Raw genomic sequence first — 13,652 nt, 5'->3', positions numbered from 1 at the left:
GAAGACTAGCAAACGCCTCCCCGGAACGCCGAATCGGTATCGGATGATCGAGCCCGTGTCGCCGAGCCAGGCCGCGGGCGGCCCGGAACGCCTGGTCGGCCCGCTGGTTGACCGGCTCAGGCTGGTCGGCCCGGTCGGCCCGGTCGGCCCGGTCGGCCCGGTCGGCTCCGGTCAGGCTGGTCGGCCCGGTCAGGCGGGTCAGCCCGGTCAGCCCGGTCAGCCCGGCCGCGCCCGGTCAGGCGGCGACGGCGCGGCCGCAGCTGGGCAGCGGGTGCAGCACGATGCGGCGGGGCAGCCGGCGGGGCCACTCGCTGCGGGGCCAGGAGCCGTCGACGATCAGGTGCACCGTCCGCTGCTCCGCGCCGCTGAGCCGCAGCACGAAGTCGCGGGGGAGCGGCGGGTCGACCGACGGCGTGGTGATCATGAAGCGCACCCGGCCGCGGGACGAGACGGCGGAGATGACGTCCGCCGCCGGCATCGTGCCGCGCAGGCGTACCCGGCCGATCCAGTAGACCTCGGCGAGGTGCTCCTGCGCGGCCCGGGTGATGGCCGGGTACTCGCTGCGCACCCAGCGCTCCACCGCGCCCACGCAGAGCCCGCAGGCCCGCTCCCGGGGCTCCCGCGGGCCCAACCCCCAGGCCCGCAGGTACGCCCCGACCGCGCCGGCGTCCATCGGCAGCTCGAAGCGGCGCTGGATGAGGGTGTGCAGGCTCTGCCGCGTCCACAGCTCCTCGTCCAGGCCCAGCGCGTCGGGGTAGACGCCCCGCAGGACGTCGATCAGTTCGAGTTCCTGTTCACGGCTGAGCGTTCCCGGCTCGCCCTGCCGCTGTCCGCGACGGACGGCTGCCACCGCCCCGTCACCGCCGATGGTGTGGCGTCGGCACCAGCTGGTGACCGAACGCCGTGCGTCTCTCAGTGCAACCCCCACGTCTTGCGCAACGAGCCCGAATCGCAACTGGTCACGATATGTGTGGAGAAAACTCCCTTAGTGAGGAAATCAGTCGGACCGGTCACTAGTTCGCGTACGCTAACAAACCGGGCACGGACCCCGGCGAGAACGGCGAGAGGCCCGGGTCGGCCGGGTGAACCGGCGCGACGCGGACCTCTCGACGGATGAGCGGTGCGGCGGGGGCGGGTCAGCCGCCCAGGCGCTTCAGCGCGTTCTGCAGGTTGGTCAGGTCCTTGCGCTGGGTGTTCTTCATCGTCTGGGCCGTCCGGACGACGTCAGGCTCGTCGCTGGCGTCGAGCACGCCGTCGATCATGTGGATGCCGCCCAGGTGGTGCTTGATCATCATTTGCAGGAACAGGACGTCCAGTTCCCGGCCGTCGGCCGCGCGCAGCTTCGCCATCTCCTCGGGGGTGGCCATGCCCGGCATCAGCCCGTTCTTGACCAGGCCGGCGCCGTCGGACATCCAGGACATCGGCGGCTCGCTGCCCGCCGGGTCGAGCCCCCACGAGCGCAGCCACGCCTGCATGATGCCGAGCTCGCCCTGCTGGGCGGTGGCGATGTCGCCGCCGATGCTGCGGACCTCCGGGTCCGTGCCCCGGTCGAAGGCGATCAGGCCCATCTCCACCGCCTGCGCGTGGTGGGTCGTCATGTCCCGGGCGAAGCCCGCCTCCGCCGAGGTCTCGCCCGGCCGGGTGAGCCGGGGCGTCAGCAGGCCGCCGGCGTACCCGAGGAGCAGCCCGACCACGATGGCGAGAGCCAGCGCGGCCGTGCCCCAGCGGCGCGCGGACGGCCGCCGCTCCTCCGGAGCGGGGCTGGCCGGCTCGGCGGTATCGATCATGGTCGGGGTGCTCATCGCTCTCCTCAGCCCATCTGGTTGCCGTCGCGCGGCGTGGTGCCGGTGGCGGTGATGCCCTGGCTGCACAGCGCGGTCGGGCCCTCGATCGAGGCGTTGACCCGCAGCGCCTTGATGAAGTCGTCGATCCGGCTGTCGTCGGCGTTGTCGACCTTGAGCTGGTAGCCCCAGGCCTGCAGGGAGATCGGCTTGTCCAGCCCCTCGAACGGGCTGAGCATCATCTTCTCCTTGCCCTGCACCTTCTCGGTCAGCTTCGCCACCTGGTCGGCGGGCAGGCCGGGACGGTAGGTGATCCAGATCGTGCCGTGCTCCAGGCTGTGCACCGCGTGCTCGTTGGCGACCGGGGCGTCGTAGACGTCACCCATGCAGTTCTGCCAGGCCGCGTTGTGGGGGCCGGCCACCGGCGGCAGGATCGAGTAGGTGATCGGGCCGGTCTGGTGGTTGCCGCCCGCGACGAGGTCCTTGTCCTTCTCGCGGAAGTTGACGATGCCCTGGATGTCGGCCGCCCGGTCCTCCCAGGGCTTGGAGCCCTGGAACGACGCCCAGGCGCCGTAGCCGATGATCGACACGGCGAGCACGCCCACGGCGACGAAGAGCGCGATGGGGCCCCAGGAGCGGCCCTGGCTCACCTTCACCGGGGTGACCGGCTTGCGGCCCTTGCCCCCGGCGCCCGGGCGGGGACCCGTCGGCTTGCCGGACCCGCCCTTGTTGCCGGACCCGGTCTTGGCGCTGCCGGACCCGGCCTTGTCGGCGCCCGCAGCCGGCCGGCCCGCCGCCGGCTTCTTGCCGGTGCTGACCACGGTCGGACGGCGCTCGGGGCCGCCACCAGGTGTGCTGATGCTCATCGTGCCTCGTCAGGTCGGTCGGTCAGGGGATCCGGCGGGCCGGTTTCACACTCTGGGTCGCCGCCGCGGGTGCCGAGTCTACCCCCGATAACATGGATCGGTGACTCCCGCAGAACTCGCCGAGGTCGTCCTCTCCGCAGCCCACGCCGTCTTCACCGAGCGGGGCCTGGACCGCTCCGCCCTGCCGGACTCCACGGCGGTGGAGCGACCTCGCAACCCCGAGCACGGCGACTACGCCTCGACGCTGGCGCTCCAGCTCAGCAAGAAGGTGGGCGTCCCGCCGCGCGAGCTGGCCACCGCCCTCGCCGAGCAGCTCGGGCGGGCCCCGGGGGTCAAGTCGGTGGAGATCGCCGGCCCGGGCTTCCTCAACATCCGGCTCGACGCGGCCGCCGCCGGCCAGCTCGCCCGGACGATCGTCGAGGCCGGCGAGGAGTACGGCCGCAGCGAGCGGCTCGCCGGCCAGCGGATCAACCTGGAGTTCGTCTCGGCGAACCCGACCGGCCCGGTGCACATCGGCGGCGTCCGCTGGGCGGCCGTCGGCGACGCGCTCAGCCGCCTGCTGCGCGCCACCGGCGCCGATGTCGGCACGGAATACTATTTCAACGACGCCGGCTCCCAGATCGACCGGTTCGCCCGTTCCCTGCTCGCCGCCGCGAAGGGCGAGCCGGCCCCCGAGGACGGCTACGCCGGGGCGTACATCACCGAGATCGCCGACGCCGTCCGCGGCGCCCGGCCGGACGTGCTGGAGCTGGACGACGCCGCCGCCCAGGAGGTCTTCCGGGTCGAGGGCGTGCAGCTCATGTTCGCCGAGATCAAGTCCTCGCTGCGCGGCTTCGGGGTGGAGTTCGACACCTACTTCAACGAGAAGGACCTGCACGACCGGGGCGAGCTGGACCACGCGCTCGACCGGCTGCGCGAGCAGGGCCACACGTTCGAGGCCGACGGCGCGACCTGGCTGCGCACCACCGACTTCGGCGACGACAAGGACCGGGTGCTGCGCAAGTCCAACGGCGAGTGGACGTACTTCGCCGCCGACTGTGCCTACTACCTCGACAAGCGCGAGCGCGGCTTCGAGCGGGTCGTGATCATGCTGGGCGCCGACCACCACGGCTACATCGGCCGGATGAAGGCGATGGCCGCGTGCTTCGGCGACGACCCGGAGCGCAACCTGGAGATCCTGATCGGCCAGCTGGTCAACCTGGTCCGCGACGGCGCCCCGGTCCGGATGAGCAAGCGGGCCGGCACCGTGGTGACCCTGGAGGACCTGGTCGACGCGATCGGCGTCGACGCCTCCCGCTACGCGCTGGCCCGCTACTCCAGCGACTCCCCGATCGACATCGACGTCGAGCTGTGGACCCGGGCCACCCGCGACAACCCGGTCTACTACGTCCAGTACGTGGCGGCCCGGACGGCCAGCGTGGGCCGCAACGCGGCCGAGGTGGGGCTGACCCGGGGCGACGCCGAAGCGTTCCGCCCCGAGCTGCTCGGGCACGAGAAGGAGAACGAGCTGCTCAAGGCGCTCGCCGAGTTCCCCGCCGTGGTCGCCACGGCGGCCGAGCTGCGGGGGCCGCACCGGGTGGCGCGCTACCTGGAGGAGCTGGCCGGGGCCTACCACCGGTTCTACGACGAGTGCCGGATCCTGCCGCGCGGCGACGAGGAGGCCACCGACCTGCACCGCGCCCGGCTCTGGCTGAACGACGCCACCCGCACCGTGATCGCCAACGGGCTGCGCCTGCTGGGCGTCTCCGCCCCCGAGAGGATGTGACATGCGAGCGCATGAGGCCGGTGCCCTGCACGGGGACATCGGCAGCCGGGGGCCGGCGTGGCTGCGTACGCCGGTCGACGTCAACGCGCTGGTGCCGGCGCTCTGGCCGCGCAACGTGACGCGTGGCGGCGACGGGGTGCTCACCGTGGCCGGGCTCGGCGTCGGCGACCTCGCGGCCGAGTTCGGCACGGCGGTGTACGTGCTCGACGAGGACGACCTTCGCTCGCGCTGCCGCGACTTCCGCACCGCCTTCGACGGCGTCGACGTCTACTACGCGGGCAAGGCGTTCCTCTGCCGCGCCGTGGTTCGGATGATCGCCGAGGAGGGCCTGCACCTCGACGTGTGCACCGGTGGTGAGCTGGCCACCGCGCTGTCGGCCGGGATGCCGCCCGAGCGGATCGGCTTCCACGGCAACAACAAGTCGGTCGGCGAGCTGGCCCGGGCGCTGGACGCCGGGGTCGGGCGGATCATCCTCGACTCGTTCCACGAGATCGACCGGCTCACCGCGCTGGCCCGGGAGCGGGGCGTCCGACCGAAGGTGATGATCCGCGTCACCGTCGGCGTCGAGGCGCACACCCACGAGTTCATCGCCACCGCGCACGAGGACCAGAAGTTCGGCTTCTCCCTCGCGGGCGGGGCGGCGGCCGAGGCGGCCTTCCGCGTGCTCGACGAGGGCGTGCTGGAGCTGCGCGGCCTGCACTCGCACATCGGCTCGCAGATCTTCGACGCCAGTGGCTTCGAGGTCTCCGCCCGTCGGGTGCTCGGCCTCCAGGCGCAGATCCGCGACGCGCGCGGGGTGGAGTTGCCCGAGCTGGACCTCGGCGGCGGCTTCGGCATCGCGTACACGACCCAGGACGACCCGGCCGCGCCGCAGGACCTGGCGAAGCGGATGCGCCGGATCGTCGAGTCCGAGTGCGCCGCCGAGCGGCTGGCGGTGCCGCACCTGTCGATCGAGCCGGGCCGGGCGATCGTCGGGCCGGCCGTGTTCACCCTCTACGAGGTCGGCACGGTCAAGGACGTCGACGGGATCCGGACGTACGTGAGCGTGGACGGGGGGATGAGCGACAACATCCGCACCGCGCTCTACGACGCGTCCTACTCCGCGACGCTGGCCTCCCGGGCGTCGGCCGCCGAGCCGATGCTCGCCCGCGTGGTGGGAAAGCATTGTGAGTCCGGGGACATCGTGGTGAAGGATGAATTCCTGCCCGCCGACGTGCAGCCCGGAGATCTTGTCGCGGTGCCCGGCACCGGCGCCTACTGCCGGAGCATGGCCAGCAACTACAACCACGTGCCCCGGCCCCCCGTGGTCGCGGTGCGGGCCGGCCGGGCACGTCTGATCGTCCGGCGGGAAACCGAAGAGGACCTGCTCGCATTGGATGTGGGATGACGTCACCTGTGCGCCTGGCGCTGCTCGGCTGCGGCACGGTCGGTAGCGAGGTGGTCCGGCTGCTGCACGAGCAGTCGGCCGACCTCGCCGCCCGGATCGGCGCCCCGCTGGAGATCGCCGGCATTGCCGTACGCCGTCTCGGCCGCGACCGGGGCGACCTCCCGGTCGACCCCGCGCTGTTCACCACCGACCCGCTCGGGCTGATCAAGCGCGACGACGTCGACGTGGTGGTCGAGGTGGTCGGCGGCATCGAACCGGCGCGGAGCTGGCTCGTCGAGGCGCTGCGGGCCGGCAAGAGCGTGGTCACCGCCAACAAGGCACTGCTCGCGGAGGACGGCGCGGCCCTGCACGACGCGGCGGCCGAGGGCGGCGGCGACCTCTACTACGAGGCGTCCGTCGCCGGGGCGATCCCGCTGCTGCGCCCGCTGCGGGAGTCGCTGCACGGGGACCGGATCAACCGGGTCACCGGCATCGTCAACGGCACCACCAACTTCATCCTCTCCGCCATGGACGCCACCGGCGCCGGCTTCGCGGAGGCGCTCGAGGAGGCCACCGAGCTGGGGTACGCCGAGGCCGACCCGACCGCCGACGTGGAGGGCTTCGACGCGGCGGCCAAGGCGGCCATCCTCGCCTCGCTGGCGTTCCACACCCGGGTGGGCGCGGCCGACGTGCACCGGGAGGGCATCACCGAGGTCACCGCCGCCGACGTGGCCAGCGCCAAGGCGATGGGCTGCACCATCAAGCTGCTCTGCATCGCCGCCCGGGGCGCCGACGCCGCCGGCCGGGAGACGGTCAGCGTGCGGGTGCACCCGGCGATGATCCCGCTGACCCACCCGCTGGCCGGCGTCGGCGACGCGTTCAACGCGGTCTTCGTCGAGGCCGAGGCGGCCGGGCAGCTGATGTTCTACGGGCGGGGCGCCGGTGGTGCGCCGACCGCCAGCGCGGTCCTCGGCGACGTGGTGGCGGTCTCCCGCAACCGGCTCGCCGGGGTGCGCTCGGCCAGCGAGTCCGCGTACGCCGACCTGCCGGTCCGGCCGATGGGGGAGGCGCTCACCCGCTACCACATCAGCCTGGACGTGGCGGACCGGCCGGGCGTGCTGGAGGCGGTGGCCGGCGTCTTCGCCCGGCACGACGTCTCGATCGCCACCGTGCGGCAGGGCCCGGCGGGCGGCGACGCGGCCGGCCGGGGCGAGGACGCGGACCTGGTCATCGTCACCCACGTGGCCCCGGACGCGGCGCTCGCCGCCACCGTCGGCGAGCTGCGCGGGCTGGAGATCGTCCGGTCGGTGGCGAGCGTTTTGCGGGTCGAGGGCGGGGCGTGACGGCGTTCGCGTCTCGTCAGGTGGTTAACGACGGGTGCGCCGCGGGCGGGCCAGGCAGGCTGGTCCACGCTGACGGTGCCCCCGGCCCAGTGGGGCGATAGAGCGAGGAGAGCGACATGTGGCGGGGTCTGATCGACGCGTACCGGGACCGGCTGCCGGTCACCGACGCCACGCCCGTCGTGACCCTGCACGAGGGGAACACCCCGCTGCTGCCCGCGCCGGTGCTCTCCGCCCGGCTCGGCTGCGACGTCCACCTGAAGGTGGAGGGGGCCAACCCCACCGGCTCGTTCAAGGACCGGGGCATGACGCTCGCGGTCTCCAAGGCGGTCGAGGCCGGCAACAAGGCGATCATCTGCGCCTCCACCGGTAACACCAGCGCGTCCGCGGCGGCGTACGCGGCCCGCGCCGGCCTGACCTGCGCCGTGCTCGTGCCGCAGGGCAAGATCGCGCTGGGCAAGCTGGCCCAGGCGCTGGTGCACGGCGCGAAGCTGCTCCAGGTGCAGGGCAACTTCGACGACTGCCTGTCGCTGGCGGCGAAGCTCGCCCAGGACTACCCGGTCGCCCTGGTCAACTCGGTCAACATCGACCGGCTGCACGGCCAGAAGACGGCCGCGTTCGAGATCGTCGAGGCGCTCGGCGACGCCCCCGACATCCACTGCCTGCCGGTCGGTAACGCCGGCAACGTCTCCGCCTACTGGATGGGCTACTCGGAGGAGCTGCGGGACGGCAACGCCACCCGGGCCCCGAAGATGTACGGCTTCCAGGCGGCCGGCGCGGCGCCGATCGTCACCGGCCAGGTGGTCCGCGAGCCGTCCACGATCGCCACCGCGATCCGGATCGGCAACCCGGCGAGCTGGACCAGGGCGCTGGACGCCCGGGACTCCTCCGGCGGGCTGATCGCCGCCGTCACCGACCGGGAGATCCTGGCCGCGTACCGGCTGCTGGCCCGCGAGGTCGGGGTCTTCGTCGAGCTGGGCAGCGCGGCCAGCGTGGCCGGCCTGCTCCAGCAGGCCGCCGCCGGCAGGATCCCGGCCGGCTCGACGGTCGTCTGCACGGTCACCGGGCACGGCCTGAAGGACCCGGAGTGGGCCATCTCCACCGCTCCCGCTCCGATCACCATCGCCAACGACCCGCTGGCCGCCGCCCGCTCGCTCGACCTGGCCTGAACCACGCCCGGTCCCGCCCGTCCTGTGGGCGGGACCGGGAGCGGGGGCGGCCGGTGCGCGCCGCAGCGGGTGCGGGAGACTTGTTGCGCCCCGCAACCGTCCTCTCTCCAGGAGTGAGTCACGCCGATGTCGGTGCTCGCCAGATTCAGCCTCGCCAATCGAGGGCTGATCGCCCTCATCGCGGTGGTGACCACGGCGTTCGGAGCGTTCGCCGTGCCGTCGCTGAAGCAGCAACTCCTGCCGTCGCTGGAGTTCCCGGCCGCGTTCATCGTGGCGGCGTACCCGGGCGCCGGCCCGGAGGTCGTCGAGTCGCAGGTCACCGAGCCGATCGAGAACAGCCTCCAGGGCATCCCCGGCCTGGACAGGGTCACCTCGACCTCGCGCGAGGGCTCGACGACCATCCAGGTGCAGTACGAGTTCGGCACCGACCTGGACGACGTGGTCAACAAGATGGAGACCGCGCTCAACCGGATCGACACGCAGCTGCCGGAGGGGGTCGACCCGCAGGTCATCGCCGGCAGCACGGACGACCTGCCGGCCGTGGTGCTCGCCGCGTCCGGCGGCGCCGACCAGCGCGCCCTCGCGGAGAAGCTGCGTGGTGCGGTCGTGCCGGAGCTGGAGGCGATCGAGGGGGTCCGGTCGGTCGACGTGACCGGTGCCCGGGACGACGTCGTGGTGGTCACCCCGAATCCGGCGAAGCTGGCCGCGACGAAGCTCCAGCCGGCCGCGATCGGCGCCGCGCTGAAGACCAACGGCGTGACGGTGCCGGCCGGCGCGGTGGCCGACGGCACCCGGGCGCTGCCGGTGCAGGTGGGGACCCCGCTCGCCACGCTGGACGACCTGCGCGGCATCGTCGTCGCGCCGGCGGCGGGGAAGGCCGCCCCGGTCCGCCTCGGCGACGTGGCCACCGTCGAACAGCAGGCCGCCCCGGCCACCGCGCTCACCCGGACCAACGGCAGGGACAGCCTCGGCATCGCCGTCACCGCGGCCCCCGACGGCAACGCGGTGGAGATCTCCCACGAGATCCGGGACCGGCTGGCCGAGCTGCGGGAGGCCTCCGGCGCCGAGCTGACCGTGGTCTTCGACCAGGCGCCGTTCGTCGAGAAGTCGATCGAGAGCCTGACCACCGAGGGCCTGCTGGGCCTGGTCATGGCCGTCATCGTCATCCTGGTCTTCCTGCTGTCGATCCGCTCCACCGTGGTCACCGCGGTCTCCATCCCGCTCTCGGTGGTGGTCGCCCTGATCGCGCTCTGGGTCGGCGACTACTCGCTGAACCTGCTCACCCTCGGCGCGCTCACCATCGCGGTCGGCCGGGTGGTCGACGACTCGATCGTCGTGCTGGAGAACATCAAGCGACACCTGGAGTACGGCGAGCCGAAGCGCGAGGCGATCCTCGCCGCCGTCCGCGAGGTGGCCGGCGCGGTGACCGCGTCCACCCTCACCACGGTGGCCGTCTTCGCGCCGATCGCGCTGGTGGGCGGCTTCGTCGGGCAGCTGTTCGCGCCGTTCGCGATCACGGTCACCGTGGCCCTGCTCGCCTCGCTGCTGGTCTCGCTGACCGTCATCCCGGTGCTCGCGTACTGGTTCCTCAAGCCCTCCGGCGGCACCGTGGACGACGCCGCGGTGCGCCGGGCGGCGGAGGAGAAGGAGCTGCGCAGCCCGTTGCAGCGGGCGTACCTGCCGGTGATCGGGTTCGCCACCCGCAAGCGGGCCACCCGCTGGATCACCCTGGGGCTCGGCGTGCTCGTGCTGTTCGGCACGTTCGGCCTGTCCCGTCAGCTGGAGACCAACTTCATCGACGACTCCGGCCAGGACACGCTGAGCATGACGCAGGAGCTGCCGGCGGGCACCGGGCTGGCCGGCACCGACGCGGCGGCGCGCCAGATCGAGGCGGTGTTGGAGCGGACCGACGGCATCGAGACGTACCAGGTGACGGCGGGCGGTGGCGACAACCCGTTCGCGGGCGGCGGCAACAACGTCGCCACCTGGTCGCTGGCCCTCGGTGGCGAGACCGACGCCAAGGAGATGCGGGAGGTCCTGCGCCGGGAAATCGACGCGCTCGGCGCGGCCGTCGGCGAGGTCAGCTTCGGGGCCGGGCAGGGCGGGGCCGCCGCCAACCAGTTGGAGGTGGTCGTCCAGGCCACCGACCCGGAGGCGCTGAACCGGGCAGCGGAGGAGGTCCGGGCGGCGATGGCCGGGGTGGCGGGCGTGGCGGACGTCTCCACCAGCCTCGCCACCCGGGTGCCGCGCGTCGACGTCACCGTCGACCGGGTCGCCGCCGGCCGGGCCGGGCTCACCGAGGCCGCCGTCGGCCAGCTGGTGGCGCAGGCGTTCCGGGGCGCGCCGCTGGGCCAGGTGACCCTGGACGGCGGGCAGCGGGATGTGGTGCTGCGGTTCGCGGGCAAGGTGCCGGTCTCCGTCGAGGAGCTGCGCGCGCTGCCGGTGGGGCCGGTGAAGCTGGACGACATCGCCGACGTCACCGTGGCCGAGGGGCCGCAGCAGGTGACCCGGATCGAGGGTGAGCGCAGCGTCTCGGTGACCGGTACGGCCACCGGCTCCAACCTCGGCGCCACCACCCAGGAGCTGCAGAAGAAGCTGGACGCCATCGACGTTCCGGGGGCGACCTTCGCCATCGGCGGCGTCAGCGCCGACCAGGAGGAGGCGTTTGCCGACCTGGGCCTGGCCGTGCTCGCGGCCATCGCGATCGTCTTCCTGATCATGGTGGCGACGTTCCGCAGCCTGACCCAGGCGCTGATCCTGCTGATCTCCATCCCGTTCGCGGCGACCGGCGCGATCGGCCTGCTGCTGGCCACCGGCACCCCGCTGGGCGTGCCGGCGCTGATCGGCGTGCTCATGCTGGTCGGCATCGTGGTGACCAACGCGATCGTGCTGCTCGACCTGATCAACCAGTACCGGGCGCAGGGCATGGGGGTCCGGGAGGCGGTGGTCGAGGGCGGCCGGCGCCGGCTGCGGCCGATCCTGATGACCGCGGTCGCCACCATCTTCGCGCTGCTGCCGATGGCGTTCGGCCTCACCGGGGAGGGCGGCTTCATCTCCAAGCCGCTGGCGATCGTGGTGATCGGTGGTCTGCTCAGCTCGACGCTGCTCACCCTGATCCTGGTGCCGACGCTCTACACGATGGTGGAGCACACCAAGGAGAGCATCCGCTCCTGGCGGGCGCGCCGGTCCGGCGGCGCGACTCCGGCGGCCCCCGCCGCCCCCGCCGCCGGCGTCCGGGACGCCGGGACGGAGCGGGCCGGCGAGCCGGTTTCGGTGCCCGCGGCGCCGTCGGCCGGCGCGGAGGGGGCCGCCCGGCCGGCGCCGTCGGCTGCGCTGGTGGACGGCACGGATCAGTTCGAGGTGCTGCGGCTGCCGAAGAGCCGCAGGTCGCCGCTGCCACCGGCCGAGTAGCGCCCGTACCTCCGTGGACGCCCCCGGCCGGTTCCGCCCGCCGGGGGCGTCCGCGTTCGGTCAGGTACCCGCCGGACGCCGTGGCGCGCCGGCCGCCGCCCGGTAGGGTCCGGACGTGCCGTCCACCTTCTCGGTCCTCGCCCGCAACCGGAACTTCCGCAACCTCGTCCTGGCCGAGCTGGTGGTCTTCGGCGCCGACTGGTTCGTCATGGTGCCGCTGCTGGTGCTCCTGCCGGACCTGACCGGCAGCGGCGTGTGGGGGGCCCTGGTGCTCGCCGTGGACACCGGCATCGTGGCGCTGCTGCTGCCCTACACGGGCACGGTCGCCGACCGGTTCGACCGGCGCAAGATCATGATCGCGGCCAACGTCGCGGCCCTGTTCGGCGTGCTCCTGCTGCTCGGGGTGCGCAGCGCCGGCACGGCCTGGCTGGCGATGGTCGGGATCGGCGTGGTGGCGGTGGCCAAGGCGTTCTACTCCCCAGCGGCGCAGGCCGCCCTGCCCAACGTCCTCGACCCCGACGAGCTGGCCGCGGGCAACGCCGTCGCCGGGTCGGCCTGGGGCACGATGACCATCGTCGGCGCCTCGCTCGGTGGCGTGCTCAGCGCCGCCGTCGGCCCGTACGCCTGCTTCTGGGTGGGGGTGGTCGGCCTGGCGGCCGCGGCGGGCCTGGCCACGCTGATCCGCCGGCCGTTGCAGGCCCCGCGCGACGCCGGGCGACCGGCGCAACAGACCTGGGCGGCGATCCGCGAGGCGCTGGGCTACATCGGGCACCGGCCGAGGGTGCTGGGGCTGGTCACCGTGAAGAGCGCGGTCGGCCTGGGCAACGGCGTGCTGACGGTCTTCCCACTGCTCGCCGCGGTGTACGGCGTGGGGCCGGTCGGCACCGGGCTGCTCTTCGCGGTCCGCGGGGCGGGTGCGCTGGTCGGGCCGATCCTGATGCGTCGGGTGCTGAACAACCGGGCCTGGCTGCTGTCCGGGCTGGCGCTGTCCATGTCCCTCTACGGCCTGGCCTACCTCGGCATCTCGGTCGTCGACTGGTTCCCGCTGGTGCTGGCCCTGGTCTTCGTCGCCCACTTCGCCGGTGGCAGCAACTGGGTGATGTCGAACTTCGCCCTCCAGGGCGAGGTGCCCGACCGGTTGCGGGGCCGGGTCTTCGCCACCGACATGATGCTGGCGACCCTGGCCATCTCGGTCAGCCAGCTCGTGGTGGCGGCCGTGGTGGACACGGTGGACGAGCGGGTGGTGCTGGCCGGCTGCGGCCTGGTCACGCTGGTCTACGCGGTCGGCTGGCGGATCGCCACCCGCCGGCTCTCGCTCACCGACCCCGTCGCGGAGCCGGACCCGACCCCGGCCCGCTGACCCGCCCGCCGGTCAGCGCTGTCCCGCCCCGCCCGTGGGCGCATCCGGCCGGGGCAGGCCGTCCCACTGTGTCGGCGCGTGACCGGGGACCGCCGTGGGCCACCCCGGCGTGGGCTGCCCGGCTGCGGTCGGCGCGGGCCCGGGGGTCGGCGCGGGCCCGGCGGGCGGCCATCCGCCCGCGGGGGCGGCCGCTGGGCCGGTCGCCCGCCGCCCGGTGAGCACCGCCGCGATCACCAGGCCCAGCCCGAGGGGGTACGCCAGGGCCATCACCACGCTGTACGCCGTGTTCATCAGCTGGAACTCGCGCCACCCGAAGCCGGCGTCGTCGTCGGAATACCCGAACCACCCGAAGTCCTCGCCGTCGGAAGATCCGAAGGTGCCGTCGATCAGGCGGGGGGCCAGCAGGACCCAGGCGAGGGTGAGCACCGAGCTGACGAGCAGCACGCCGAGGCCGAACAGGGCCAGCAGCCGGGGCCGTCGGGGCAGCCGACGCCCCGCCGTCACGGTCAGCACGAGGCCGACCAGCAACACCAGCACCGTGGGCGCCTGCGTGGCCACCATCATCGCCACGTGTCCGAGCACGCTGCCTCCCGT

The 13,652-nt window shown here is 73.4% G+C and carries 10 protein-coding genes; 6 read left to right on the top strand and 4 right to left on the bottom strand.

Annotated features, from left to right (window positions below; genetic code table 11):
* Nucleotides 1–235: 235 nt before the first annotated feature.
* From ACGF5G_RS10330 to ACGF5G_RS10320, 3 genes are all read right to left on the bottom strand, one after another.
* On the bottom strand, nt 236–928 hold the full coding sequence (locus tag ACGF5G_RS10330) for a winged helix-turn-helix domain-containing protein (protein ID WP_393261068.1): 693 nt from the start codon (nt 926–928) through the stop codon (nt 236–238).
* 208 nt (nt 929–1,136) lie between these two features.
* Nucleotides 1,137–1,787, bottom strand: a complete 651-nt coding sequence (locus ACGF5G_RS10325; RefSeq protein WP_393261664.1) for a DUF305 domain-containing protein — start codon at nt 1,785–1,787, stop codon at nt 1,137–1,139.
* Nucleotides 1,788–1,810: 23 nt separating this feature from the next.
* Nucleotides 1,811–2,647: a DUF3105 domain-containing protein gene (locus tag ACGF5G_RS10320; RefSeq protein ID WP_393261065.1), complete on the bottom strand. Its 837-nt coding sequence runs from the start codon at nt 2,645–2,647 to the stop codon at nt 1,811–1,813.
* Nucleotides 2,648–2,747: 100 nt separating this feature from the next.
* Here ACGF5G_RS10320 and argS point away from each other — a divergent pair, with 100 nt between their 5' ends.
* From argS to ACGF5G_RS10290, 6 genes are all read left to right on the top strand, one after another.
* Complete coding sequence (argS, locus tag ACGF5G_RS10315) at nt 2,748–4,412, top strand: arginine--tRNA ligase (RefSeq protein ID WP_393261063.1); 1,665 nt, start codon at nt 2,748–2,750, stop codon at nt 4,410–4,412.
* Nucleotide 4,413: 1 nt separating this feature from the next.
* Complete coding sequence (gene lysA, locus ACGF5G_RS10310; protein WP_393261061.1) at nt 4,414–5,799, top strand: diaminopimelate decarboxylase; 1,386 nt, start codon at nt 4,414–4,416, stop codon at nt 5,797–5,799.
* A gap of 8 nt (nt 5,800–5,807) precedes the next feature.
* On the top strand, nt 5,808–7,121 hold the full coding sequence (locus tag ACGF5G_RS10305; protein WP_393261661.1) for a homoserine dehydrogenase: 1,314 nt from the start codon (nt 5,808–5,810) through the stop codon (nt 7,119–7,121).
* A 116-nt stretch (nt 7,122–7,237) separates the two neighbouring features.
* Nucleotides 7,238–8,287, top strand: a complete 1,050-nt coding sequence (thrC, locus tag ACGF5G_RS10300; protein ID WP_393261058.1) for a threonine synthase — start codon at nt 7,238–7,240, stop codon at nt 8,285–8,287.
* Nucleotides 8,288–8,413: 126 nt separating this feature from the next.
* Nucleotides 8,414–11,698 carry an efflux RND transporter permease subunit gene (locus ACGF5G_RS10295; protein ID WP_393261056.1) on the top strand — a complete coding sequence of 1,095 codons (3,285 nt, stop codon included), beginning with the start codon at nt 8,414–8,416 and terminating at the stop codon, nt 11,696–11,698.
* A gap of 115 nt (nt 11,699–11,813) precedes the next feature.
* Nucleotides 11,814–13,058 carry an MFS transporter gene (locus ACGF5G_RS10290; RefSeq protein ID WP_350703628.1) on the top strand — a complete coding sequence of 415 codons (1,245 nt, stop codon included), beginning with the start codon at nt 11,814–11,816 and terminating at the stop codon, nt 13,056–13,058.
* Nucleotides 13,059–13,070: 12 nt separating this feature from the next.
* On the opposite strand, the gene ACGF5G_RS10285 is transcribed toward ACGF5G_RS10290, so the two are convergent.
* Nucleotides 13,071–13,640: a hypothetical protein gene (locus tag ACGF5G_RS10285; protein ID WP_393261054.1), complete on the bottom strand. Its 570-nt coding sequence runs from the start codon at nt 13,638–13,640 to the stop codon at nt 13,071–13,073.
* Nucleotides 13,641–13,652: the final 12 nt, after the last annotated feature.

The sequence above is a fragment of the Micromonospora sp. NPDC047730 genome, from assembly GCF_043204765.1.
GTDB lineage: Bacteria > Actinomycetota > Actinomycetes > Mycobacteriales > Micromonosporaceae > Micromonospora.
The sequence above is the reverse complement of the archived record's forward strand: the minus strand, read 5'-3'. Positions and strand labels throughout refer to the sequence as shown.

Bases quoted from the DNA above. Each gene is read 5' to 3' on its own strand.
- ACGF5G_RS10325 (WP_393261664.1), bottom strand. From the start codon at position 1,787: ATGATCGATACCGCCGAGCCGGCCAGCCCCGCTCCGGAGGAGCGGCGG.
- thrC (WP_393261058.1), top strand. From the start codon at position 7,238: ATGTGGCGGGGTCTGATCGACGCGTACCGGGACCGGCTGCCGGTCACC.
- ACGF5G_RS10295 (WP_393261056.1), top strand. From the start codon at position 8,414: ATGTCGGTGCTCGCCAGATTCAGCCTCGCCAATCGAGGGCTGATCGCC.
- ACGF5G_RS10320 (WP_393261065.1), bottom strand. From the start codon at position 2,647: ATGAGCATCAGCACACCTGGTGGCGGCCCCGAGCGCCGTCCGACCGTG.
- lysA (WP_393261061.1), top strand. From the start codon at position 4,414: ATGCGAGCGCATGAGGCCGGTGCCCTGCACGGGGACATCGGCAGCCGG.